The following is a 26,492-nucleotide window of genomic DNA, read 5'->3' as shown; positions in this document are numbered from 1 at the left end:
ATTTATTATTTTTTATAATTACAATATTACTTTAGTTTTATTTATATTCACTATTTTTGAAACATGATTAGAGCAAGGAATATCCATAAATCTTATGGGAATTTAGAGGTATTAAAGGGTGTTGACATCCATATCAAAACTGGAGAGGTGATTTCTATTGTAGGAGAATCCGGAGCCGGAAAATCTACTCTTTTACAAATTTTGGGAACCTTAGATTTACCGACGAATTCAAAAAATTATGATACTGAAATTACCATAGCCGGAGAATCATTCATCAATATGAATGATAAGCAGCTTTCTAAATTCAGAAATCAGAATATTGGTTTTGTTTTTCAGTTCCATCAGTTACTTCCTGAATTTACCGCATTGGAAAATGTATTGCTTCCGACAAAAATTGCCGGTGCTAATGAAAAAGAAGCATTAGAAAAAGCGTACGCTCTCTTTGAAGATCTAAAGATTGAACAGAGGTTGCATCATAAGCCTAATCAGTTATCAGGTGGAGAAGCTCAAAGGGTAGCGGTTGCGAGAGCACTTATTAATTCACCTAAGACCATTTTTGCTGATGAGCCAACAGGTAACCTGGATTCTAAGAATGCCGATGATTTACACCGCTTATTCTTTGATTTACGGGATAAATATAATCAGACCTTTGTTATTGTAACCCATAACCCTAATCTTGCTGAAATTACTGATAGAAAGCTGGTTATGAAAGACGGAATGATTATCGAATAAAATTATTTTTAGAACTTTATGATTAAAGTTCTTTTTTAATTCGTGAGTTGCTCTACGATTTGGAGAATAATGGTACTTTAACAAGAGAGATACTTTATAAAAAAGTATTAAATAAAAACCTTTTACTTTAAGTACAGGATATCCTTAATTAAATTTTAGATAAGTTATCTCTAGGCCAAATTTCTTTAAATTTAATCTAAATTAATAAGTATTTTTTATCAGGTTTAGGATGTACATCGACCAGTAAGAATAGCTGGTTACCCTATATGTTTTGTTAAAAATTCGTATTTTGTATTTCCAATTAATAGATGTATGCCTATAAAATTTCTTGCAGAAGATGACCGGCCGAGAGAGAAATTCTTACAGAAAGGTAAGGGGGCACTTTCTGATTCTGAACTTTTAGCAATTGTTATGGGCAGTGGAAATAAAGACGAAACTGCTATAGAGCTGGCAAGAAGGATTTTATCCTCAGTGGGTAACAGCTGGAATGAACTGAGCTTGTTGTCCATAAAGGACCTGATGAAATTTAAAGGTATAGGAGAAGTGAAAGCACTGTCTATTGCCACAGCTTTGGAAATCGGAAGAAGAAGAGCCGGACAGGAAATCACAGAAAAGACTTTAATCTCAAATAGCGATACAGCTTATTCTATATTTAAAACCCATTTATCAGATTTGAGGACAGAAGAATTTTGGGCGTTATTTCTGAATCAAAGCAATAAAGTGATTCAGATGTCTCAATTGACCCAAGGAGGAATCAGTCAATCTATTGTAGATGTAAGAATTCTTTTTAAAACAGCGCTTGACAATTTTTCAACTGGAATTATTATAGCTCATAACCATCCTTCGGGAAGCCTGAAACCCAGTCGGGAAGATATTCTGATTACTCAAAAAGTTAAAGAAGCAGGAAAACTCTTAAATATTCAGCTTTTAGATCATTTAATTATAACACAAAACTCCTATTTTAGCTTTTCAGACGAAGGATTGGTATGATTCGAAGATTACGATATAACGAAATTGATTTTAAAAGGTATGCTGAATGTTTAGAGAGCTCTGAGCAAATAAAATATTCCGCATCTAAAATATTTCTGGATGTTACCGGAAAACAATGCTGGGAACTTTTAGTCTATGGAGATTATGAAGCGGTAATGCCCATTCCATATGTGAAAAAATATGGGATTAAAATTGTATGTAATCCAATGCTTTGTCAGCAATTAGGAATTTTTTCAAAAAAGGATGACTCTTCTGTTAATGAGAAGTTTTTAGATTTTTTGAATAGAAATTATCTGGTCAGAATTTATAAGTTCAATGACAGCAATCAGTTTGTATCAAAGATAAAGCAAAAGAAGAATTTTCTCATTCACCCTGATTCTTATGAAAAGGTATTTGCTAAATATTCTCCTAAGAGAAAAAGAAAATTAAGGTTAGACCGGGATGTTTTGCCTGTTTGCAATATTAAATCAATAAGCTTTAATGATGCTAAATCTTTTATTGAGCTTAATATGTTGGGACTGGATAAAGAAGAAGATCTTAGTGGTTTTCTAAGAATATTTGAAAGATTTTATGAATTAGGAAGCTTCCAGTTTACAGCTTTTTATTACCAGGATAAGATCATCAATATGATTGCGACGTATAAAGATGTTCGGACCGTAGCTCTATTGGGAACATTTAATGATAAAGAATATGTTAAAATTTCAGGAGCCTCTATTCTAATTGATGATATGATTAAACAGAATATTGATACGCATATTTTTGATTTTGAAGGAGGCGATATTCCAAATATTGAAGAATTTTTCAGGGGATTTCGCCCTGATTTAAAACCTTACGGATTTGTAGAAAAGCCTGTCAAAGTTCTAGTAACAGACTTAATCAAATTTATGCTTATGGGCAGGCTATCTGTATTAAAATAGTAGTTAAAGATATACCAATAAGAAGGTTAACCTTTATCTATGATTTGATAGCAAACAATACATCTTTCTTTTCATTTTTAATAGAGAAATGATATGGATCAATATCATGAACCAAGCTTTGAGCATCATAAGGGGGATGTATTTCAATGACAATATTTTCCACCAAATTAAGCCAGGAATTATTTTTACTGAGAAGTTCCTTTTCTGCACCTTCAATATCAATTTTAAGAAGATCAATGTTTTTCAGACCATACTTATTCATAATAGTCTCGATGGTAAGTGCCTGTATTGGGACTCCTGTTTCTGATATTTTTTGATTATAGGATAATTGATCTCCACCGAAATTGATTGTACCATCTTCAAAATGAATTGCAGCATTGAGGCAAGTAATATTACTAAAGGATTCTGTGTTGGCTTTCAATATTTCAAAATTTTCACGGGATGCTTCGATAGAGTAGATTTTAGCCTTTGGATATTGTAAAGACAGGTATATAGATGTCATGCCGATGTGGGCTCCAAGATCAATGATAATTTCAGGCTCTTTATTTAAAAGAATAAGATGTTCTTTATAGGTTTCACTCCAGAATACTTCATAAAAAATGTCAATATCTCCTTTAAATGTTCTCAGATAAAGATTGAATTTTTTATCCCCAGCTTTGAAATGATACTTAAAAGTCTCATTGTTACTATAATCAAGTGTGTTTTTCTTAAATCTGTAACTGTATCTTTTTGAATTAACTATAAACGAGAGGAAACTTTTAAGATTGCCGCTCATTCTTTTATTAAATGATATTTTGGAGATATAATTTTTTAAAGACATTATACTGTAGAATGGTTGATACTGCAAATTAATAGTATTTATATTTATCGCACTCTATTTTTTAAGGAAAAATGAAAAATTAAAGCTTTAAACTTGCATAATGAATAGTAATTTATTAGTAATTTTGCACATCAAATTATGACAAGTTTTTCAGGATACCTACCATATGCTTTCGCTCTGATTATTGCAATTCCGTTTTTGGTTTTGCTGAGGCAGTTTGTACATTCCTATATTAAACTTAAAAACCAGGAAATAAAGATTCTTTCGATCAAGTCAAATTCTGAAAATAAGACCCATTCTTATGAAAGAATGACCCTTTTTCTTGAAAGGATAAAGCCTTCCAATATCATTCAGAAGTTTGATAAAAACTTAGCGGTTCACGAATTTATTTTTCTTACTGAGAAAGCGATCAATGAAGAATTTGAATATAATTCTTCACAACAGCTTTATATAACAAAAAATTCTTGGAAAAATATTGTTGATTGTAAAACGGCTATTATTGATTTGCTTCATAAAACCTACGAGGATTTAAATAATAACCCGGATCTGAATGAGTTTAAAACTGTTTTTATCATGAATTATATGAATGATGAAGACTATATTGCAGCTACTATAGAAGACTTGCGAAGAGAGATTATAATACTATCATAACTTAAAAAATTAAAATATAAATAATGATTCCAAATTTTAAAGCACATCCGTGGCATGGAATTTCTGCAGGGGAAGATGCGCCAAATGTTGTAAACGTATTTGTAGAAATTGTTCCTTCAGATACGATTAAATATGAAGTGGATAAAGAAACCGGATACTTAAAAGTAGACCGTCCTCAGAAATTTTCAAATATCATTCCTGCGTTATATGGTTTTGTTCCAAGGACATACTGTCATAATGAAGTAATGAAGTTAGCTATTGAAAGCGGAGCAGAAGATGTTACGATGGGAGATCACGATCCCCTGGATATCTGTGTACTAAGCTCACATAATATTCACTCAGGAGGTATGTTGATGGAAGCTATTCCAATCGGAGGTTTCAAAATGATTGATGGAGGTGAAGCTGATGATAAAATCGTTGCTGTAATGGTAGGCGATCATGCTTTTGGACATTTCAGAGATATTGCTGAATTGCCTGAGGCTGAAGTAAAAAGATTAATGCATTACTTCTTAACATACAAAAACTTACCGGATGAGCCTGCAAAATGTAGAATTCAGGAAGTATACGGAGTAGAGCATGCAAGAAAAGTAATCAAAGCTTCTCAAAAAGATTATGCAGAAAAATTCGGAGGATAAGACATTTCTTCTGATGCAATAATAAAAGACAGGCGGATTTTCGTCTGTCTTTTTATTTTTTTAAACAGTAAGGCTATCTATGCTTGTTTAGTATTTATTCTTTTAGTAATGGCTAGATTCTTCTTCATTTTCGCTTCGTTTACTGAATTGAAGATTTGACGAAGTCAATGATCAACAATAGTTGTATTGTATCCTTATGTTCCTGAATTAATATTCATTCTTTTTGTACACCGTATTCCCTTCTTTAATGGTTTCCAGAACACTAATACTTCTGATGTTTTCAGGATCAATAGTTAATGGATTTTGGTCGAGGATAACAAAGTCAGCCAGCTTTCCTGTCTTAATCGAGCCTTTTGTTTTTTCTTCCTGTAGTTGATATGCTGCATTAATGGTAATCGCTTTCAAGGCCTCAAGAGGTGTGATTCTTTCATCTGGTCCTAAAATTCGTCCCGAGCGTGTTTTTCTGTTCACTGCAGCATAGACAGCGGTAATAAGGTCGGGTGGGGTAACTGGAGCATCATGATGAATGGTAAATTTAATTCCGGCCCTTAATGCTGAATTGGCAGGACTGATAAAGGAAGCCCTTTCAGGACCAAAAACGCTTGAGTAATGCCAGTCTCCCCATAAGTAGGTATGCGTGGAAAAATAAGATGGAATAACACCCAGATCCTTTATTTTTTTAATATGATCGGGACGACTGTTCTGCACATGAATCAGGGTAGCCCGTAATTCCGGTTTGTAGATATTCTCATCTTTTAATCTTTGGATTACACGTATGGCCTGATCTATAGCTGCATCTCCATTCACATGAAGCTGCGCTGTAATATGATTTTGAAATAATGTTTTGAGATCGTTATAGAGGGTATCATCCGTAAATATTGGAAATCCTTTATAGTCTTTAGATTGGCCTTCCGGCGGAACCAAATAAGGCTGAGTAAGCCATGCCGTTTTACCTTGTGGAGAACCATCGTCTGAAAATTTAAAACCACCTAATTTCAGATGATCTTCATATTGCATATACTTGGGTTTAAATAGATTAAAGTCCTTTTTAAAATATTCATAATCAGGAAAATAAACAACGTCAACTTTGAAAAGATGACGGGACGCAGCGTTTTGTAAAAGAGCTACACTTTCTCCCATAGTTCTTCCGTCGCAGATTGTAGTTTGGCCGTAGCTTAACCATTCTTCCTGGGCCTTCATGAGATTTTCTATTGCTTGTGCCTGCGTATCCTTTCCTTGATTCATTTTTTCAGTTAAAGTAAGCAATGCTGTAAAGCTTGCATTTTCTTCCAATTTTCCATTTAATTTTCCAGTTTTTTTATCTCTTCCCAAGTGTCCACCCTCAGGATCTTTTGAAGATTCAGAGATTCCTAATAATTTGAGCATAGCAGTATTCGCTACACTGGCATGGCCGGAAGTATGGATAACAATAATGGGATTGGTTTTGCTGATGGCATCGAGTTTAGTTTTTGTTGGGTGTCGGTGTTCTGCCATAATAGCGTCATCATAACCATTACCGATAACAGGTTGTTTGTTATTTAATTGATGTTCTTTTATAAATTGTCTGATTGAAGTTTGCAAATCCTTAATAGAATTTACACTACCATACGGCTCCGGAGAAAGGTCAACTGTCTGCATCATTCCTGCTCTCGACGTAAGGTGACCATGAACATCAATAAAGCCTGGTAATAAAGTTTTCCCCTTGAGATCAATAAGGTCTGTGCTAAATTCTGTATAATGATCTGCCTCTTCTTTTGGGCCTGCAAAAAGTATTTTACCATTTTTTATGGCAACAGCTTCAACTTGAGAAGGGGTATCTTCCATCGTGATAATAGTCCCTCCAAAATAAAGAGTATCTGCCTTTTCTTTAGGAGTTCTGTTTTTACAGCTGCTGATGATTAGTGCCAAAAAAGAAAGGTAAATGAAAATTTTCATAGTAATTAATTCAATATGTTGTGAAAAAATAAAATTACAAAAAATTTATAATATTATTGAATATTATAAAGCATTTAGAAATTTGTTATATTTATAAAACTAATTACAATTTTTTAATATAAAAATAATAAACTATGAATTTGTTCTATTTAGTTCCGGTTTTTGGTGTTATCGCGCTACTGTATACCTATATTCAAAGTAATTGGGTCAGTAAGCAGAATGCCGGAAATGAAAAAATGAAAATTATCAGCGGACATATCGCTGACGGTGCTATGGCTTTTTTAAAAGCTGAGTACAAGATTCTTATGTATTTTGTTATTATCGTAGCTGTTTTACTGGCTATTATGGGAATGAGTAATTCTACCTCCCATTGGAGCATAGGAATTGCTTTTGCCGTTGGAGCTTTCTTTTCTGCCTTAGCAGGTTTTATAGGAATGAAAATAGCCACAAAAGCTAATGTGAGAACTGCAGAAGCAGCAAGAACGTCATTATCTAAAGCACTCAAAGTATCTTTTGCCGGTGGATCTGTTATGGGTATGGGAGTTGCAGGTCTGGCGGTTCTGGGATTAGGAGCTCTTTTCTTGATTATTAAGCAGATTTTTGCTCCCGATGCTCCTGTAGATTCTCATGAGATGGAAAGAACAATTGAAATTCTTACCGGATTTTCTTTAGGTGCAGAATCTATCGCATTATTTGCCAGAGTAGGAGGAGGTATATACACAAAAGCTGCTGATGTAGGAGCGGATTTAGTAGGAAAGGTTGAAGCCGGAATTCCGGAAGATGATCCGAGAAACCCTGCGACTATTGCTGATAATGTTGGGGATAACGTTGGGGATGTTGCGGGAATGGGAGCCGATTTATTCGGATCGTATGTGGCAACGGTTCTGGCTACAATGGTATTAGGTAGAGAAACGATTTCTGACGATTCATTCGGAGGTTTCGCTCCGATTCTTCTTCCCATGCTTATTGCAGGAACAGGGATTATTTTTTCTATGATAGGAACCTTATTTGTAAGGATTAATGATAATGAAGGATCTTCAACTTCAAGCGTTCAAAATGCATTAAATCTAGGAAACTGGGGAAGTATTGTCATTACTGCTATAGCTTCTTATTTCCTGGTGACTTATATTTTACCTGAAACAATGGTACTGAGAGGGCACGAATTCACAAAAATGGGTGTTTTCGGGGCTATTATGGTAGGTTTGGTAGTCGGTACACTGATGAGCATTATTACAGAATACTATACTGCGATAGGAAAAAGGCCGGTTTCAAGTATTGTGCGACAATCTTCTACCGGACATGCGACTAATATTATCGGAGGGCTGGCAGTAGGTATGGAATCTACTTTACTTCCTATCCTTGTATTGGCAGGAGGAATTTACGGATCTTATTTATGTGCTGGTTTATATGGAGTGGCTATTGCTGCTGCCGGAATGATGGCTACTACAGCGATGCAATTAGCCATAGATGCTTTTGGGCCTATAGCAGATAATGCCGGTGGAATTGCTGAAATGAGTGAGCTTCCCAAAGAGGTACGTGAAAAGACAGATATTCTGGATGCTGTAGGAAATACTACGGCAGCTACAGGAAAAGGATTTGCAATTGCATCTGCCGCACTTACTGCCTTGGCTTTATTTGCCGCATTCGTAGGAATTGCAGGGATTGATGGCATTGATATTTACCGGGCAGATGTTCTGGCCGGATTATTTGTAGGAGGTATGATTCCATTTATATTTTCATCATTAGCGATTACTGCGGTTGGACAGGCTGCAATGGCAATGGTAGAAGAAGTAAGAAGGCAGTTTCGGGAAATTCCGGGGATTTTAGAAGGTACGGCAGAACCTGAATATGAAAAATGTGTTGCTATTTCTACAGACGCTTCTATCAGAAAGATGATGCTTCCCGGGGCTATTGCTATCATATCACCGCTTTTAATTGGGTTTATTTTTGGGCCTGAAGTCTTAGGAGGGTTTTTAGCTGGTGCAACGGTATGTGGGGTTTTAATGGGAATGTTTCAGAACAATGCCGGTGGTGCCTGGGATAATGCTAAAAAATCTTTTGAAAAAGGAGTTGATATAAACGGGAAAACATACTATAAAGGTTCTGAACCTCATAAAGCATCCGTAACAGGTGATACGGTAGGAGATCCATTTAAAGATACCTCGGGGCCTTCAATGAATATTTTGATTAAACTGATGTCTATTGTTTCGTTGGTGATCGCTCCAACGCTGGCAACTTTACATAAAGATAAAATTGAAGCTGAAAGAAAAGCGACGATTGAAAAACTACTAAGTAAAGAAGGAGTGAATGCCACTTCAGAAAATATAAATGCTACTACAGGTCTTGTTATTGCTGTTCCGAAAGAAATTAAAGGACATTTAAATGAAAACGGAGATTTTGTTTATGAAACGGGAACCATTCAGGAAATCAAGTTAAAAGGAGGGAAAACCATTTCTATAGGTGAGAACAGCCGTTTACACGAAATGTATACCCATATTAAAAATAAAAATAAAGCAGTCCTGGATCCCAATAATTGGTATACTATTGAAAATCTTTACTTTGAGACAGGTTCAAGTGATTTGAGACCGGGTTCTGAAGCTCAGCTGACTAATTTAGCAGAGCTGCTAAATGCTTTTCCTGATTTAAAGATAAAATTAGGAGGGTATACCGATAATACAGGAAACGAAGAAAGCAATCAAAAATTATCTAATCTGAGAGCACAAACGGCAAAACTGAAATTATTGGAAATGGGAATTTCTTCTGACAGAATAGAAGCAGAAGGCTATGGTTCTCAACACCCTGTTTGTGAAGCGAATGATACTGATGAATGTAAAGCTAAAAACAGAAGGATTGACGTAAGAGTTTTGGCTCTTTAGATTTCATTCAATACAATAAATTAAGCACTGCCAAAGCAGTGCTTTTTTATGTTAAATCATAGAATACTTCGTTTAATTATCACGTATTGAGTTTATTATCGGATTCTTTGTTCGTATAAAACTGTATGATGTATTAAAGGTTTTGTCTCAAATGTTCCATGGCTTGTATGATGAGCTCGTCCTTTTTCGCAAAACTGAATCTGATATAATCAGAATTCTGTCTGGAAGTATAAAATGCAGACAGTGGAAGGCATGCAACTTTTTTCTCAATGGTCAACCATTTTGAAAATTCTATATCTGACATTGTTTTGGAAACATTTCTGAAATTAACTATCTGGAAAACACTTCCTTCTGATATATTTTCTACCGATAAGGGCGTATCTTTAATCAGCGTATTAAGCAAATCCCTTTTTTTCTGCATTAGCTTTTGATTTTCAGAAGGATCGAAGATTTCAAGATATTTTGCTAAAGCATACTGTGCAGGTGCATTGGCACTATACGAGATATACTGTTGGTGACATCTGAACTTTGCAGTTAGTTCCTTGGAAGATAACATATAACTCACTTTCCAACCCGTTGAATGGAACATTTTACCAAAAGAAAAAATGCAGAATGTTCTTTCTTTTAATTGGGGGTGTATAAAAGAACTATAGTGTTCAATTCCATCAAAACAATAAGTATCATATATTTCTTCTGAGATAAGATAGATCTCTTGATCTTTGATTAATTCATACAACTGATTCCATTCTGATTGTGACCACATTTTTCCTGTTGGATTTTGCGGGGAGTTCACAATGATTGCTTTTGTTTTTGCCGAAATACTCTTTTGAAGCTTTCCCCAGTTTATCGTAAAATCATGATCAAGATCATAATAAACAGGAACCCCGCCGTTAAGCACAACAGATGGCCCGTATGTATAGTAAGAAGGTTGAATGATAATAACTTCATCTCCTTGATTTAAAATGCATTTAAGGGAAGTATATAAAGCAAAGGTTGCACAAGGTACAATACTTACTTCATCCTCTTGAAGGTATATTTTATTTGTACGCTTTGCATTAAATCGGATAATATTTTCAATTAACAGTGGATTGCCGGAAAGAGGTTCATATTGATGATACTGCAGATCTGCAGCCTCTTTAAGAAAATCACTTAAACGAGGGTCGATATCAAAATCAGGAAGTCCTAATGATAAATCAAAACTCTGATGTCTGGATGCTAATTCAGACATCTCGGTAAAGAACGTATAGTGGGTAAATTCAGCAATATTTTTCATCTTTTGTGCATTGATATCAAATATAGGAAAAAATGGAATCTGTTACGGATTAAATAAATTTTGCTACTTTTAAGAAAATTATTGTACTAATGAAAAAAATACTCATTCCTTTATTTTCTGTTGCTGTACTTGTGAGCTGCGGAACAGCTCATGTTGCTAATGATGGACCAGACAGTAGCCAGGCATTACCCAAGGCTTTAACTAAATCTGAAAAAGAATTTCAAGCTGCTTATCAAAACATTAAGCATGAAGATCTAAAGAAGAATCTATATGTTATTGCTTCTGATGAAATGGAGGGAAGAGATACGGGAAGTCCCGGACAAAAAAAAGCAGGGGAGTATATGGTAAAGTTTTATAAAGATCTTGGAATTTCTTATCCAAAGGCTTTAGGATCTTATTATCAGAAAGTTCCGACAGCATATATGAAACAGAGAGGAGGAAGAAATCTTCCGGATTCTGAGAATATTTTAGCATTTATTGAAGGAACAGAAAAACCTGAAGAAATTGTGGTTGTTTCTGCACATTATGATCATGTAGGTACTAAAAATGGAGTAGTTTATAATGGAGCCGATGATGACGGAAGCGGAACTGTTGCCGTAATGGAAATTGCTAAAGCTTTTCAAAGTGCTAAAAAAGCAGGAAACGGTCCTAAAAGATCTATATTATTCCTGCATGTAACAGGAGAAGAGCATGGGCTGTTTGGTTCTGAATACTATACTGATAATCCTGTTTTTCCACTTGCTAATACAGTTGTTGACCTCAATATTGATATGATTGGGAGAGATGATCCTGAAAACAGAGGGAAAAATTATGTATATGTTATTGGTTCTGAAATGTTAAGCTCTGAATTAAAGGTGATTAATGAAGTAGCGAACAAAAAGACGAACAATTTAGAATTGAATTATAGATATGACGATCCCAATGACCCGGAAAGGTTGTATTATCGTTCAGACCATTATAATTTTGCTAAAAATAATGTTCCGGTTGCCTTTTTCTTTGACGGTATCCATGAGGACTATCATCAACCTACGGATGATGTAGAAAAAATAGATTATTTATTATTACAAAAAAGAGCCCAGCTGGTATTTGCAACGGCTTGGGAAATCGCTAACAGGACAGAAAGAATTGTAGTTGATAAAAAATAAAATATCAATTGAATATAAATTGTTTAATTAATTGTTATATTGTTATTTATTAAGTTTTATTAAAGTAAAGCTTTTGGCTTATTAATATCTGAGATCTATAAAAATATTTGCTCTTATTGTTGGAGAAAATAAGATCAGTGATAAAGGCTTTCGAAGAGGATTTTCAATTTTTTTCTATTGATAAATTACAAAATAATAGGGTGGAAATATATATTTCCACCCTATTATTTTCTTTAAATATCTACGATTGACTAATGAGACCACTAGGAGTTAAGCCTATGCTTTAAAAAGTGTTTTATTTACAGATTGCAAATACGATTAATCATTCTGCTTTTTATTGAGGTTAATTAAAAAAAATCACAAAATATTTTTTTAATTGAAAAAAGTTTATACATTTGTCACATCAAAAAATAAAAATGAATAGAATATTCAACAATATTATTACTATCGTTATTGTCATTATCGGATCCGGTGATGAGCGATGGTATTGTTGAAAACTCTATAGAAATATTAGAAAGCCATCCTCATCAGGGATGGCTTTTTTTATGTCTAAAATCTAAGAATAACTTTAAAAAACAGAATATGGACTACAAAGAAAAAATGATGCTTTACTGCCATGAAAGACTTGTTAAAACAAACTGGGTTTCTAATAATACTAAAAATACTGTTGATGTCATGACCGTGATTTGTTAATGACAAACCCAAACGGATATAATTGAGTAAATCCAAATCCGAAGTCTTTCTGTAATTCTGCTATTGTAGAATTTTATAATTTAAATTATTGATTATCAGTTTATTTAATTTGTTTTTTTAGTGTTTGAATATTGTATTTTTCAGAAAAATAGAAATTAGAAAAATATTTCAAGTCATAGCTTTGAACCAAAATTAAACCAAAAACCTCAATAATGAAGTTCGGAAAGACTCAAATTCTTAATATCAAACGACATCATGGGGCAGATCCGGTAGGTTTTTATTGGGTTTTTGAAATTTGAATACAGATTGAGCAGGACAAAACGATGTTTTCAATCTATAAAATAAACGATAAAAATACTTTCGATCAGGTCTGGAATGCCATGTTGTTGATTTCCAAACTTAAATAATAACTTAAACATACTATGTATTACAACGAAAAAACGATGCTTTATTATGACGGAAAGTTTCTGGAGGCTTCCAAAGCTTCTACTGATCTTTACGGACAGTCGCTTCATTATGGATATGCGGTTTTTGAAGGAATCAAATCTTATCAAACAAAAAACGGGACAAAGATTTTTAAGGCTGAAGAGCATTATGACCGTTTAAAAAAATCGGCGGAATTAATGATGATTCCTTTTGAATATTCTACTCAGGAAATGATTGATATTACGTATCAACTTCTGGAAATGAATAATTTAGGCAATGCTTATATCAGACCGCTGGTGATTTGTTCACCGAATATGGGACTTTTAAAGGGAAGTAAAAGTTTTTTGGTAATTCAAGCGTGGAGCTGGGATAATGGGTATTTGTCTGATCATGTGAAAGTAATGACTTCTTCTTTTGAGCGGCCCAACCCAAAAGCTTTTAGAATTGAGGCTAAAGCAAGTGGTCATTATGTAAACTCTATCCTGGCATCACAGGAAGCTAAAGATAAAGGATTTAATGAAGCGTTGCTTCTTGACGGGAATGGTAACGTTGCAGAAAGTTCAGGGGCGAATGTATTCTATGAAAAAGATTCAAAATTATATACACCTGCAAAGGGCAGTATTCTTCCAGGGATCACCAGAGCTACGGTATTCGAGATATGCGATCAACTAGGGATTAAGTATGAAGAAAAATTCTTCAAACCTGAAGAAATGGAAGGTGCTGATGCCGCATTTTTTTGTGGTACCGCTGCTGAGATTATAGCATTGGAATCTCTTAATACTATTCCGTTTCAATTGAAATGGGAACAAAGTAAATCCGCTTTAATCCAGAAAGCATACAGCCACCTTGTACTTCAGGAAGATTATTCTTATTTAAAACTGCCGCAATATGTGTAAAACACTTAATAAATATTCCAGAGTTCTTACCCAGGACCCAACACAACCAGCAACACAGGCTATGTTCTACGGAATAGGATTTCAGAAAGAAGATTTTGAAAAAGCCCAGATAGGCGTTGCAAGTATGGGATATGATGGAAATACCTGTAATATGCACCTTAACGGTCTTGCTGAAATTGTGAAAAAAGGGGTTAAGCAACAAAACCTTGTAGGACTAATGTTTCATACGATAGGAATCAGTGACGGAATGACTAATGGAACTGATGGAATGCGCTATTCTCTGGTAAGCAGAGATATTATTGCTGATAGTATTGAAGCGGTATGTGCAGGTCAGTATTATGATGGGCTCATTACTGTACCCGGATGTGATAAAAATATGCCAGGTTCTATAATGGCAATGGCCAGACTTAACCGCCCGTCGATTATGGTATATGGCGGAAGTATAGAAGCCGGACACTACAAAGGGAATGATCTTAATATTGTATCCGCTTTTGAAGCATTAGGGAACAAAATTGCAGGAAAGCTTTCGGATGAAGATTATGATGGAATTATTAAAAACTCATGTCCAAGTGCCGGTGCTTGTGGAGGAATGTATACTGCAAATACAATGGCTTCTGCAATTGAAGCTTTGGGAATGAGCTTACCCTATTCCTCTTCATACCCCGCATTGAGTAAAGAAAAAAAAGAAGAATGTGAGTTTGCAGGGCATTATATAAGAATTCTTCTGGAAAAAGATATCAAGCCTTCCGATATTATGACCCCTCAAGCTTTTGAGAATGCACTCAGAATTATTATGGTTCTGGGAGGAAGTACCAACGCTGTTCTTCACTTTATTGCTATCGCAAAAAGTATCGGACATAACCTAAGTCTTGATGATTTTCAAAAGATAAGTGATACTACACCTTTACTGGCGGATTTAAAACCAAGCGGAAAGTATCTGATGAAAGATTTACATGAAGTAGGCGGAGTTCCGGCAGTGATGAAATACCTTCTGGATATAGGACTTCTCCATGGTGACTGTTTGACGGTTACAGGAAAAACAATTGCTGAAAACTTAAGGAACGTGACCTCTATTATCGACAGGGAGCAAAACATTATCAGGGATATTAATAACCCAATCAAAGAGACAGGGCATATCCGGATTATGTATGGCAATCTTGCTGAAAAAGGATGTGTTGCCAAAATCACAGGTAAAGAAGGAAATTTCTTTAAAGGTAAAGCAAGGGTATTTGATGGTGAAAAGGAATTTATTAAAGGAATTGAAGATCGCCTGATCAATGATGGAGATGTGGTTGTTATTAAAAATGAAGGACCGAAAGGAGCTCCCGGAATGCCCGAAATGTTAAAACCTACTTCTGCATTAATGGGTTCAGGACTAGGAAAGAATGTCGCTTTAATTACTGATGGAAGATTTTCAGGAGGAACTCATGGCTTTGTGGTGGGACATATTACCCCGGAAGCTTTTGAGGGAGGTCTCATTGGCCTGGTAAAAAACAATGATGTTATCGAAATAGATGCCGTAAAAAACACAATTAATCTTCTGATCACGGAAGAAGAACTTCAGAAAAGAAAAGCCGGTTTTGAAAAGCCGGATTATAAAGTAAAAACAGGTGTTCTGTACAAGTATGCAAAACTGGTATCGGATGCTTCTCAAGGATGTATAACTGATTTTTAAAATAAATAGAATGGACGCAGCATTAAAGACATTAAAGGAAAACAAGTCTCCGGGAAATGGAAGAATATTAAAAGGAGCAGAAGTTATTTTAGAAATTCTTAAAGCCGAAAATGTTACAACGGTCTTTGGTTATCCCGGGGGAGCGGTCATTCCCATTTATGATGCTTTGTATGATTATAAAGAAGATATACAACATATACTGGTAAGGCATGAGCAGGGTGCAATTCATGCGGCACAAGGAGTTTCGAGATCTTCCGGGCATATTGGTGTTGCTATTGCGACGAGTGGGCCGGGAGCAACTAATCTTGTAACAGGACTTGCAGATGCGATGATTGATAGTACTCCTCTTGTTTGTATTACAGGACAAGTGTATGCTTCTCTTTTAGGATCTGATGCTTTTCAGGAAGTAGATGTGATTAATGTTACGGCTCCTGTTACCAAATGGAATTGCCAGGTAACGGATGCTAAGGACCTTCCGAATGCATTAGCCAAAGCATTTTATATTGCTAAATCAGGACGTCCGGGACCTGTATTGGTCGATATTACTAAGAATGCTCAGCTTCAGGAAATAGAGTTTGATGAATATGAGACCTGCAGCTTTATACGGTCTTATTATCCCAAACCTAATATCAGAAAAGAATATATAGAACAGGCAGCTTCACTGATAAATGCAGCTCAAAGACCATTTTTATTATTTGGACAAGGAGTTATTATCGGGAAAGCAGAACAAGAACTTAAAGATCTGGTAGAAAAAACAGGAATTCCTGCAGCATCTACAGCTCTGGGGCTAGGAGCACTTTCCACCGAACATCCTCTTTATGTAGGAATGCTGGGAATGCACGGCCATTATGCTCCCAATAAACTGACTAATGATTGTGATGTATTAATAGCAGTCGGTATGCGGTTTGACGATCGTGTTACGGGAAAATTAGATCAATATGCCAGACAGGCGAAAATAGTTCATCTCGATATTGATCTTGCGGAAATTGATAAAAATGTAAAGGCAGATGTTCCTGTTTTAGGAAACTGTAAAGAAACGCTTCCACTATTAGCCGATCTGCTTGATGAAAACACGCATGATGAATGGTTGAATCAATTTAAAACGCTTCGGAATGAAGAAAATGAAGTAGTGGTAGCAAGAGAGCTTAACCCTACGACGGAAGAGCTAACCATGGGTGAAGTACTTAAATATCTGAACGAACTTACGGATGGGGAATATATTATATGTACGGATGTAGGACAACATCAGATGATTTCATGTCGTTATGCGGAATTTAAGGAATCAAAAAGAAACGTTACTTCAGGTGGTTTAGGAACCATGGGGTTTGGTTTGCCGTCTGCAATAGGGGCAAAAATGGTAAATCCGGATAAGCATGTGATCTGTATTGCCGGTGATGGAGGCTTTCAGATGAATATCCAGGAGCTGGGAACAATTGCTCAATTTGGAATTGGTGTAAAAATGATTGTCCTTAATAACTCTTTCCTGGGAATGGTGCGTCAATGGCAGGAGCTTTTCCATGATAAAAGGTATTCTTTTGTGGATATTACCAGCCCTGATTTTGCGACGGTTGCCGGAGCTTATGGTATTAAAGGAAAGCATGTGAAAGAAAGAAATCTTTTAAAGTCTTCCCTGGAAGAAATGCTTACTACTGAAGGAGCCTATCTTTTGGAGATAAAAGTAGGAAAAGAGAATAATGTATTTCCTATGGTTCCGCAGGGGTGTTGTGTAAGTGAAATCCGTTTAAAATAAAAATAATACAAATGAGTAAACGAGAATATACAATAAGTGTTTTTACAGAAAATCAGGTAGGATTGCTTACGAGGATTGCCATGGTGTTTTCCAGGAGAGGAATTAATATAGAAAGTCTTAATGTATCTCCTACGGAAATAGAAAGTATCTCGAGGTTTACGATTGTGGTTGATGTCACTGAAGAAACCGTACGAAAAATATCAAGACAGATTCAGAAGCTGGTAGAGGTGCTTAAAGTATACTATAATACCCATGAAGAGATTGTATGGCAGGAGCTGGCTCTTTTCAAAATAGAAACCAATGTTGTTTCTGAAAAGTTTTATGTAGAGAGAGTATTAAGACAATACGGAGCTACCATTGTCAGTGTAAGAAATGATTATACGGTATTTACCATTGTGGGACACCGTGAAGAGATCGATAATTTCCTGAAGATTGTAGAGCCTCATGGTCTCATAGAATTTATCAGAAGTGGAAGGGTAGCCGTGATCAAATCCAATGAAGGGTTTCATAAAAAGCTCAATGCTCTGGAAAAAATAGCATACCAATAAAAAACACACATTCAATATAAAATATAACCTTATAGAAAGGTCAAAAAAATTAACAATATAAATATAAAATTATGGCACTAATTAAATTTGCAGGTGTAGAAGAAAACGTAGTAACAAGAGAAGAATTTCCGGTTGAAAAAGCACAGGAAGTATTAAGGGATGAAACTGTAGCTGTTTTGGGTTATGGTATTCAGGGACCTGGACAAGCTCTTAACCTTAAAGATAATGGAATTCATGTGATTGTAGGACAACGTAAAAATTCTAAAAGCTGGGATAAAGCAGTGCAAGACGGATTTGTTCCGGGTGAAACGCTGTTTGAATTAGAGGAAGCTGCTCAGAGAGGAACTATTCTTTGCTATTTATTGAGTGATGCCGCGCAGATTGAGCTATGGCCAACCGTAGAAAAGCATCTGACTCCTGGAAAGACCCTATATTTTTCCCACGGTTTTGGAATTACTTATAACCACCAGACTCAAATCGTTCCTCCAAAAGATGTAGATGTTGTTTTAGTAGCACCTAAAGGATCAGGGACCTCTTTAAGAAGACTTTTTGTTGAAGGTAAAGGACTGAACAGCAGCTACGCTATTCATCAGGATGCTACAGGAAATGCCAAAGATAAAGTAACAGCTTTGGGAATTGCTGTAGGAAGCGGATATCTGTTTGAAACCAATTTCAAAAAAGAAGTATATAGTGATCTGGTAGGAGAGAGAGGTTCTTTAATGGGGGCTATACAAGGTCTTTTTGCAGCTCAATTTGAAGTATTAAGATCTCAGGGGCATTCACCATCAGAAGCATTTAATGAAACGGTTGAAGAATTAACACAATCTTTAATGCCACTGGTAGCAGAAAACGGAATGGACTGGATGTATGCCAATTGTTCTACAACAGCTCAAAGAGGTGCTTTGGATTGGTGGAAGAAATTTTATGATGCTACAAAACCTGTATTTGAAGAATTATACCAAAGTGTAAAAGAAGGAAACGAGTCCCAAAAGTCTATTTCCAGCAACAGTAAAGAAGACTACAGAGAAGGATTGAATAAAGAACTTGAAGAGCTACGAAACAGTGAGTTATGGCAAGCAGGTAAGGTCGTAAGGTCTCTTCGTCCTGACAGAACCTATGAGTATGAAAACTAAAACGGTCAGCTTTCCATCACTGGATTCTGTAAAAAAAGCAAGACAAACATTGCAGGGGATCATTAATACGACCCCGTTGCAAAAGAGTGGGAGACTTTCCCGACAGGTATCTGCTGAAATATTTCTTAAGAGAGAAGATATGCAGCCTGTCCGTTCTTATAAAATAAGGGGAGCATACAATAAAATATATCATCTTCATAAAAATGATGAGGTACATAATGGTATTGTTTGTGCGAGTGCAGGAAATCATGCCCAAGGGGTTGCTTTAGCCTGCAGAAAACTGAAAATAAAAGGAACGATTTTTATGCCGATCACCACTCCTAAGCAAAAGTTGGAACAGGTGGCCATGTTTGGGGAAGAATATGCTGAAATACGATTAATTGGAGATACTTTTGACAATTCAAAAAATGCTGCGTTAGCCTATAGTGAAAACTCAGGCGCAGCATTTATCCATCCTTTTGATGATGTCCAGATTATTGAAGGACAGGCTACTTTAGCGATGGAAATTTTAGAACAGGCTGAACATAAAATTGATTATATTTTTGTCCCGTTAGGCGGTGGAGGTTTAGCGGCTGGCATTGTTACTGTATTTTCAGTATTATCTCCGGAAACAAAAATCATTATTGTGGAACCTAAAGGTGCAGCTTCAATGAAAGCTTCGATTGAAGCGGGAATCAATACGGAGCTTCCGCATATTGATAAATTTGTAGATGGCGCCGCTGTCCAGAAAGTAGGTGATCTTACTTTTGCCATATGTAAGGATTATATCCATGATTGTGTTACTGTCGATGAAGGGAAAGTTTGTGAAACAATTTTAGAATTGTACAATAAGGATGCAATGGTATTGGAACCTGCCGGTGCTCTGACCATAGCAGCTCTGGATCATTATAAAGATCATATATCTGGTAAAAATGTGGTTTGTGTGGTCAGCGGAAGTAATAATGATATTACCCGGACGGAAGAAATAAAAGAGCGGGCAATGCTTTATAAAGGCTTGAAACACTATTTTATTGTAAAATTTCCACAACGTCCGGGAGCGTTGAAAGAATTTGTATTGAATGTTTTAGGGCAATCGGATGATATTACTTTTTTTGAGTATACCAAAAAGAACTCCCGGGAAACATCTTCTGCCATTGTGGGAATTGAAGTTCCTTCCTTTCCCGATTTTGAAATTCTACTTGAAAGAATGAAGAAAGCGGGGTACTATGAGGCTTATCTTAATGATTCGCCTAATATTATGAATATTTTAATTTAAAAAGTGAATCCAGATTGCTAGTTAGTAATCTGGACTTTTTAAATATATAATGATTACTTATTAATATTTTGATAATCAATATATTGTCATGTTTTTAGAATGTGAAAATGGAATAATATCAATAAACTGACAAATGTCATAGATGTTATTATTTTTATTAAGTCTAAATAAACATAAATTTGTTCAACCAAAGATCATTAATGATGAAGAAAAAATATATCTAATCATATCCATATCAATTTTTGTTTTTTTAAACCGGTGAGGCCATATCTCATCGGTTTTGTTGTATTCTAAGATAAGATGCACTTGATTTCACTATTGGTTTCTTATAACAAACTCAGGCTAAGATAGCCCAAATGCCGACACATCAATTTCTTTCAAAAAAAGATAACCGGAAATCCGGTTACCTTTTTGTATATTAAGAACTACAGCTGTTTTTTTATACAGCGGTTGTCTCTGATAAGTTTTTAATATTGTTGAATAGGGCTTTTACCTCATCCCAATTATGAACTCTTTGATGATGACTTACGTTACTGTTGTGCCCGGCATTAAACATAATCGGTCTTCCTTTACAAAAGTCGAGGTTTTTAATATGGTCATCGATGAGGTAATCGGTATCTATAATACTTTTATCCCCACACATGATAATATTTTTCCAGGAAATGAAAGGAAAGTGTTCCTGGAGCCATTCGTATTTTTCATATAACGAAAGTGGAAATTCCATTGCCGCAGTTACAATATAGATATCATAATCATTCATCAGCTCTTTCACTACTTCCACAGCATTAGGCATAACCGGTAACGTGCGGAAAAATCCGGGAGTATGTAAAAATTTCAATACAGCTTCTTTGTTGGGGAAAGCTTCCGGTTCAGGTTTCCCAAGCATATCTTCTTTGCTTATTAAAATACCGTGATCTCTGTGATACCAGTCAATTAATTGTGCCTCTACATCTGCTATAACCCCGTCCATATCTATGGCAATTGTTTTTCTCTTATTTTTCATTTTGCAATTATTTGCAACAAATATATGTAATATTGCATAAAGTTGCATTATTTTGCAATAAATATTTTCTATATTTGTGTTATGATAAAAGCTGAAAGACAGGATCTCATTCTGGAGTATTTGGTAAAAGATAAAAAAGTACTGCTGGATCAGATCAGTAAAATACTTAAAGTCTCAGAGGATACTGTACGCAGAGATATTAAGGAATTATCCGATAAAGGGCTGCTAAAAGCAGTTCGTGGTGGAGCTATTCAAAGATCTTCCATTCCGCTTCATTTTAAGGACCGTCAGAATATTGATGTTGCCCATAAAAAGATCATTGCAGAAAAAGTATTGGAATACATTAAACCGGGAATGGTTCTGCTGGTAGACTCAGGTACCTCAACATTAACCGTAGTTGCCAATTTACCAAAGGACATTGCCTTAACGGTAGTGACGAATAGCTTTCCTGTTGCCTCGCTTTTAGAAGACCATAAAGAAATTGAAGTATTGTTTATGGGTGGGATGCTCAATAAAATTTCATTCTCAACTATAGGATATGAAACGATCCAAAGTATAAGGAACATTAGGGCAGATATATGTCTACTGGGAGTATGCAGTATTGATCTGAATTTTGGAGTTACCGGTGATGACTATGAAGATAGTCTTGTTAAAAGAGTGATGATTGAAACTTCAAAATCTACCATTGCACTTTCAACCTCAGATAAGCTTGGAAAATCCGAATCTTTTTACATCTGTGCAGCTAATTCTCTGAATACGATCATTACCGAGGCAGATCCGGAATCTGACTATTTAAAGCCTTACATAGAGGCAGGTATAGAGGTTAGATAATAATGTTTCTATCATTATATGACAAAAGGCAAAGAATTCACCATCCTTTGCCTTTTGAGAAATGTATTAAACAGGTGGGGCCATACAATAGCCATTCGGCCCGGCAACAGATATAGAGCGACATGCACCGTTAATACATCATCTATTATTACCACATTCATAGTCTGGAGGACATATTTGAAAGCCTCCATTGATCATTCTTAGCTGATTCCTGTCTAATTTTAGATTTTTAAGATTTTTGTTCATAACTATTTGTTTTTTGGTTATTAATAACAAATGTAATGAATTATGTAATAGTAAATTAGCGTTATCTAAAATGATAATTCTACTGCTTTAAAGAACGATTTTTTCTCCCTGTACAGGAAAAATATATTTCATTCCTAAAGTATTTTTTTCTTTCAGCTGCTTCTTGATTTTTTCAATGTGATCATCTACAGGCTTAAGGTGGGTAATAATGACAGGAACATTTTTCAACTTTCCCGGTTGGCAAAGATTATTCAGAACATTCAATTCATTTTCTAGTAATGCAGGTGTAAGATGGCCAAATAAAGAGGTATCGGGCTGTTCATTTGGAAACGAAACTTCTATTAAGATGCCTTTTAATTTCTGGTTATTGACATAAGGGGCTATTTGTTTCCACAGAGCCTCAAGTTTATTGCTTTTTTCAATACGGTCGCTTCCGGTATCACCAAGATAAAGCAAGTATTCCTTGTTGTGACGTAATAGGAAAGCTGTACTTTCATAAGGATTAACATGACTTAGCGGGAAAGCAGTAACATACATTTCCGTATCTGAAACAGGGATTTCAACACCGGAATCCAGATCAATCATACTGTATTTGTTTAAATGGGGAAGCTCACCGACATTCGTGAAATTAGCCCAACTTTCCCATGAAAAATACTTACCTGTAATAATCTTGGATACTGAAGGAAGTGTGTAAACTGACTTCTTTGAATCATCCGGACTATTTATGATCATCCCACTTACGTGATCCAGGTGAGCATGAGAAATCAGATAACCTTTAATGTTTTGTTTTAGAACTTGTGATGCTGAGTTTCCTTTAAAGTTTCCTTGTTCGATCGCTTTTTCGATTCCTGAGCGCAAGGTTCCGGCATCAAGGGCAACATAGTTCTCCGAGTTCATCGGGGCAGCCATATAACTTGATAGGTTACTTTCTTCGCCTCCTCCATAAACCCCTAAGGGAATTACTTTAAAACTATTTTGTGCCTGACAAAGAGTGATTGACAAAAAAACAGACAGATTAAAAAAATATTTTATCATGTGAATCAATTGCTATAATATTAAGTATATCCGTTTTATTCGGAATTGATGTATTAATAACAATACAAAAATAAAGTAAAAATTTCTGATAAAGAATTCAAAAAGTTTAGAATAGGGGAAATATAGTAGTTGATAGCTTTGGAAATAAAGCGGTTTATCCAAAACCATTGTTTCTTTTTAGTAAATATAATTCTTAGAATCCAGGGATATTTTTGTGATCTTATTTCATTGTTTAAAAAATTAAATTCCAGTTTTAAATATTGATTAATATTCGCTTAATTGGTTATTTATTAACATTTTATTAACCAATACATAAATATTTAATGAATTTTTAATTTGACATATTCATAAAATTTGTATTATTGCGTGATGATAATTCATCATAAAGGGAAATATAATTAAAAAATTAAAAATCACCTCATATTAATCAAAAATTATTTCAACTATGAAAAAAATCGCCATCACAGGTGGTAGTGGATTTGTAGGATCTGCTATTTACAGAGAATGCCTTAAAAGAAAAGACTCTCAAATTTTTTTATTTGACAAGACGAAACCGGATTACGTTCTACCGGATAATGTGTACTGGATTGAATGTGATACAACAGATTTTAATCTTGTAAAAAAATGTTTGAACGAAACTAATCCGGATCACATTTATCTTATCGCCGGTGTTCTGGGAACAACTGAACTTAATTTTCATCCATTAAAAGCAGTACAAAATAATAGTGTGGGTATTTCCACATTTATTGAAGTTCTGCTCACGATGGAAAAGAAGCCGAGGTTATTTTATGTAACTAAGCTTAATGTTTGGGAGAATATGTATACCATAACAAAAGAAAACGCAGAACGGATCATTAAACTCTATATGAAAGAATATGCAATTGAAGGCTGTATTCATAAATGGTTTAATGCTTATGGACCGGGACAGCATACACACCCTATCAGAAAGGCGGTTCCTTATTTTATTATAAATGCCCTGCACAATAAGCCTCTTGAAATCTGGGGAAATGGAAAGCAAACTGTTGATCTAATTCATATCGAAGATATTGCATATCTTGCCGTTGAAGCAATGAATAAAGATGTTTGTACCAATGAAAATGTTGTTGACATTGGAAGTGGAGTATCAGTAACCGTGGAAGACCTGGCGAAACTTATTATTAAATTAACCAATTCTTCATCTGATATCGTTTATAAAAATATGAGGTCCGGTGAAGTAGAAGAAACTATTTTGGTTGCAGATACTACAGGTATTGATAACCACATTGTTCCGAATTATGAGTTTAAAGATTTAGAAAAGGGAATGAAAGATACGATTGAGTATTATCGAAATATATCTGATGAACACAAAGAATCCTTTTTTACTTATTATAACAGTAACCAGCATGAAAAGTATTATTCTGATATTAGGAGCGCCCAATGATGTCAACGGAAATCTAAGTATAACAGCTATCGATAGGTTGAATGCTGCTTATGAGCTATATCAGAAAGATAAGAAATTAAGTTTTTTATGCTCAGGAGGGTTTGGCGAACATTTTAATACATCGGATTTACCCCATGCCCATTATGTAAAACAGAACCTCATCAAAAGAGGGGTCTTTGAAAATGACTTTTTACAACATCTAATAACCTCCAATACTGTTGACGATTTCAGGAAAGCAACTCCGGTATTGGAAGAAGCAAATCCAGAAGCGGTTTATGTTGTTACTTCTGATTTTCATGTGACAAGAGCAAAAATGATTTTTAATATCATTACTGAGGATAGGGATATTAATAAAAAAGTAACTTTTATTGCAGCCCAATCTACACATGCTTCAGATGAGCTTAAAAGATTAGAAGAGCATGAAAATAAAGCCATTAAAATTTTAATTGATAATAATTACACTTTATATTAAATAGTTATTATCCTGTTTTTACAACAGCTATTAGGCCTCTTGCAGAAGCAAGAGGCTATTGTTGTAATTATGGGCGTGTTTTAAAAATAAATTAGTCTTGGCAGGTTGACATTATCCAATTTTTATAATGCTGTGAAATCCAGAGTTTAAATAAGTAATTACGATCTTAAAAAACGGAAAAAGAAAAAGCAAATAAATCGTAGAAATATTTATTTTATTTAAGAGTGTTAATAATATTGTGTTATATTTATTATATGTTATTGTTATTTTGATTATCTGTATAAAAATCACTATGAAGATATTCGTTACTATAATATTAATGATGGCGAGTCTTTCCGTTTCTGCCATCACAAAGGATACCATTACCATAACGCCTTCTGCATTAAACATTAAAAAAATCAAACTGGGTAAGGCTACTTATGTTGTTTATAATAAAAAAACAAAAGAAAGTCCTTCAGAAAAAATTATGTTGGTTAAAATAAATGTTGAACCTCTTAAACATTCCGGCAGCGATGCATTTGCGATTACACAGCAATGGGATTTGGACACCATTACCCATACTGCTTACACACTTTTAAAAACAAATGATCTTTCTACATTGCAACATCATTTTTACTGGAAGAGGTTAGGATATTACGTGAAGTATGATTTTGAAACCAGGAAAGTGGTATTTGATGGTAAAGTTGCTGATCAGATAAAAACAAAAGCGATAGAAGATTTTAATGCTTCCTTTAAACAATATAATTTGAACTGGCACTCTGATTTAGTTATTTTTCCTTTATTGCCGTATGCTAAAAACCGGACATTTAAAATCACTTTTTTCGATCCTGGTTTTGGACAAGCAAAAGATGTGTTTTACACGGTGAAAGGAAGTGATAAATTGATTAACTCTGCAGGGGCAGAAGTAGATTGTTGGTTATTAGAACATGGTCTATCTGTTCCGGGATATCAAAAATTCTGGATCTCTAAAAAAACAAATGAAGTACTTAAAGAAGAAGACCTTTTCAATGGAAGTTATCGTTATAAACTAAAATTGAATGTGTCGGAAGATTAATAGATCTTTAGTATGCCTATTTCTATTATTCAGTTTTACTCTATAAGTGCTGATATCAGAGTACTTTTGATAAGTTTCTAT

The 26,492-nt window shown here is 34.9% G+C and carries 22 protein-coding genes; 17 read left to right on the top strand and 5 right to left on the bottom strand.

Features of this window, described 5'->3' with window-relative positions; translation table 11 throughout:
- The first annotated feature begins 63 nt into the window (after positions 1-63).
- The 3 genes from CJF12_RS05450 (at position 64) to CJF12_RS05440 (ending at position 2,639) form a co-directional block, all read left to right on the top strand.
- The gene (locus CJF12_RS05450; protein ID WP_034682803.1) at positions 64-732 is read left to right on the top strand and encodes an ABC transporter ATP-binding protein; all 669 of its coding nucleotides are present in this window, start codon (positions 64-66) and stop codon (positions 730-732) included.
- Between the two features lie 312 nt (positions 733-1,044).
- Positions 1,045-1,722, top strand: coding sequence for a RadC family protein (radC, locus tag CJF12_RS05445; protein WP_034682801.1), 678 nt, complete (start codon positions 1,045-1,047; stop codon positions 1,720-1,722).
- Positions 1,719-2,639 (top strand): hypothetical protein, encoded by a 921-nt coding sequence (locus CJF12_RS05440; protein ID WP_034682797.1) that lies wholly within the window; start codon positions 1,719-1,721, stop codon positions 2,637-2,639. Before radC ends, CJF12_RS05440 begins: the two co-directional genes overlap by 4 nt.
- A gap of 37 nt (positions 2,640-2,676) precedes the next feature.
- Here the strand turns inward: CJF12_RS05440 and CJF12_RS05435 are convergent, their stop codons facing one another.
- The gene (locus tag CJF12_RS05435) at positions 2,677-3,414 is read right to left on the bottom strand and encodes an FkbM family methyltransferase (RefSeq protein WP_157759842.1); all 738 of its coding nucleotides are present in this window, start codon (positions 3,412-3,414) and stop codon (positions 2,677-2,679) included.
- Positions 3,415-3,597: 183 nt separating this feature from the next.
- Between CJF12_RS05435 and CJF12_RS05430 the strand changes: the two genes are divergently transcribed.
- Positions 3,598-4,110 (top strand): DUF7935 family protein, encoded by a 513-nt coding sequence (locus CJF12_RS05430; RefSeq protein WP_034682794.1) that lies wholly within the window; start codon positions 3,598-3,600, stop codon positions 4,108-4,110.
- A gap of 23 nt (positions 4,111-4,133) precedes the next feature.
- Positions 4,134-4,745 (top strand): inorganic pyrophosphatase, encoded by a 612-nt coding sequence (locus tag CJF12_RS05425; RefSeq protein ID WP_034682791.1) that lies wholly within the window; start codon positions 4,134-4,136, stop codon positions 4,743-4,745.
- Positions 4,746-4,952: 207 nt separating this feature from the next.
- Here CJF12_RS05425 and CJF12_RS05420 read toward each other — a convergent pair whose 3' ends face one another.
- The gene (locus CJF12_RS05420; RefSeq protein WP_034682789.1) at positions 4,953-6,680 is read right to left on the bottom strand and encodes an amidohydrolase; all 1,728 of its coding nucleotides are present in this window, start codon (positions 6,678-6,680) and stop codon (positions 4,953-4,955) included.
- A 134-nt stretch (positions 6,681-6,814) separates the two neighbouring features.
- Between CJF12_RS05420 and CJF12_RS05415 the strand changes: the two genes are divergently transcribed.
- Complete coding sequence (locus tag CJF12_RS05415) at positions 6,815-9,556, top strand: sodium-translocating pyrophosphatase (protein ID WP_034682786.1); 2,742 nt, start codon at positions 6,815-6,817, stop codon at positions 9,554-9,556.
- A gap of 133 nt (positions 9,557-9,689) precedes the next feature.
- Here the strand turns inward: CJF12_RS05415 and CJF12_RS05410 are convergent, their stop codons facing one another.
- Entirely contained in the window at positions 9,690-10,829 is a 1,140-nt protein-coding gene (locus CJF12_RS05410; RefSeq protein ID WP_034682784.1) for an aminotransferase class I/II-fold pyridoxal phosphate-dependent enzyme, read from the bottom strand.
- A gap of 89 nt (positions 10,830-10,918) precedes the next feature.
- Between CJF12_RS05410 and CJF12_RS05405 the strand changes: the two genes are divergently transcribed.
- The 7 genes from CJF12_RS05405 to ilvA all read left to right on the top strand — a co-directional run bounded on the left by CJF12_RS05405 (position 10,919) and on the right by ilvA (position 20,350).
- Positions 10,919-11,974, top strand: a complete 1,056-nt coding sequence (locus CJF12_RS05405; RefSeq protein ID WP_034682782.1) for a M28 family metallopeptidase — start codon at positions 10,919-10,921, stop codon at positions 11,972-11,974.
- Between the two features lie 1,115 nt (positions 11,975-13,089).
- Positions 13,090-13,989 (top strand): branched-chain-amino-acid transaminase, encoded by a 900-nt coding sequence (gene ilvE, locus CJF12_RS05395; protein WP_034682777.1) that lies wholly within the window; start codon positions 13,090-13,092, stop codon positions 13,987-13,989.
- A complete protein-coding gene (gene ilvD, locus CJF12_RS05390; protein WP_034682775.1) occupies positions 13,982-15,664 on the top strand; it encodes a dihydroxy-acid dehydratase in 1,683 nt (560 codons plus the stop codon). Before ilvE ends, ilvD begins: the two co-directional genes overlap by 8 nt.
- 10 nt (positions 15,665-15,674) lie before the next feature.
- A complete protein-coding gene (gene ilvB, locus CJF12_RS05385; RefSeq protein ID WP_034682773.1) occupies positions 15,675-17,414 on the top strand; it encodes a biosynthetic-type acetolactate synthase large subunit in 1,740 nt (579 codons plus the stop codon).
- A gap of 11 nt (positions 17,415-17,425) precedes the next feature.
- Complete coding sequence (gene ilvN / locus CJF12_RS05380) at positions 17,426-17,962, top strand: acetolactate synthase small subunit (RefSeq protein WP_034682770.1); 537 nt, start codon at positions 17,426-17,428, stop codon at positions 17,960-17,962.
- 71 nt (positions 17,963-18,033) lie between these two features.
- On the top strand, positions 18,034-19,095 hold the full coding sequence (ilvC, locus tag CJF12_RS05375) for a ketol-acid reductoisomerase (protein ID WP_034682768.1): 1,062 nt from the start codon (positions 18,034-18,036) through the stop codon (positions 19,093-19,095).
- The gene (gene ilvA, locus CJF12_RS05370) at positions 19,085-20,350 is read left to right on the top strand and encodes a threonine ammonia-lyase IlvA (protein ID WP_034682766.1); all 1,266 of its coding nucleotides are present in this window, start codon (positions 19,085-19,087) and stop codon (positions 20,348-20,350) included. Before ilvC ends, ilvA begins: the two co-directional genes overlap by 11 nt.
- A gap of 439 nt (positions 20,351-20,789) precedes the next feature.
- Here ilvA and CJF12_RS05365 read toward each other — a convergent pair whose 3' ends face one another.
- Positions 20,790-21,353: a 5' nucleotidase, NT5C type gene (locus CJF12_RS05365; protein WP_034682764.1), complete on the bottom strand. Its 564-nt coding sequence runs from the start codon at positions 21,351-21,353 to the stop codon at positions 20,790-20,792.
- A gap of 81 nt (positions 21,354-21,434) precedes the next feature.
- Here CJF12_RS05365 and CJF12_RS05360 point away from each other — a divergent pair, with 81 nt between their 5' ends.
- Positions 21,435-22,184 (top strand): DeoR/GlpR family DNA-binding transcription regulator, encoded by a 750-nt coding sequence (locus tag CJF12_RS05360; RefSeq protein WP_034682762.1) that lies wholly within the window; start codon positions 21,435-21,437, stop codon positions 22,182-22,184.
- A gap of 333 nt (positions 22,185-22,517) precedes the next feature.
- Here CJF12_RS05360 and CJF12_RS05355 read toward each other — a convergent pair whose 3' ends face one another.
- Positions 22,518-23,465: an MBL fold metallo-hydrolase gene (locus CJF12_RS05355; protein ID WP_034682760.1), complete on the bottom strand. Its 948-nt coding sequence runs from the start codon at positions 23,463-23,465 to the stop codon at positions 22,518-22,520.
- A 445-nt stretch (positions 23,466-23,910) separates the two neighbouring features.
- Between CJF12_RS05355 and CJF12_RS05350 the strand changes: the two genes are divergently transcribed.
- From CJF12_RS05350 to CJF12_RS05340, 3 genes are all read left to right on the top strand, one after another.
- Positions 23,911-24,885 (top strand): NAD-dependent epimerase/dehydratase family protein, encoded by a 975-nt coding sequence (locus CJF12_RS05350; protein ID WP_034682758.1) that lies wholly within the window; start codon positions 23,911-23,913, stop codon positions 24,883-24,885.
- Positions 24,848-25,357 carry a YdcF family protein gene (locus CJF12_RS05345; protein WP_034682755.1) on the top strand — a complete coding sequence of 170 codons (510 nt, stop codon included), beginning with the start codon at positions 24,848-24,850 and terminating at the stop codon, positions 25,355-25,357. Before CJF12_RS05350 ends, CJF12_RS05345 begins: the two co-directional genes overlap by 38 nt.
- A gap of 292 nt (positions 25,358-25,649) precedes the next feature.
- Positions 25,650-26,411: a hypothetical protein gene (locus tag CJF12_RS05340; protein WP_034682753.1), complete on the top strand. Its 762-nt coding sequence runs from the start codon at positions 25,650-25,652 to the stop codon at positions 26,409-26,411.
- The last annotated feature ends 81 nt before the right edge of the window (positions 26,412-26,492 follow it).

The organism is Chryseobacterium piperi (assembly GCF_002285635.2).
GTDB lineage: Bacteria > Bacteroidota > Bacteroidia > Flavobacteriales > Weeksellaceae > Chryseobacterium > Chryseobacterium piperi.
Note: the sequence above shows the minus strand (reverse complement) of the source record. Positions and strands in the feature narration are given on the sequence as shown.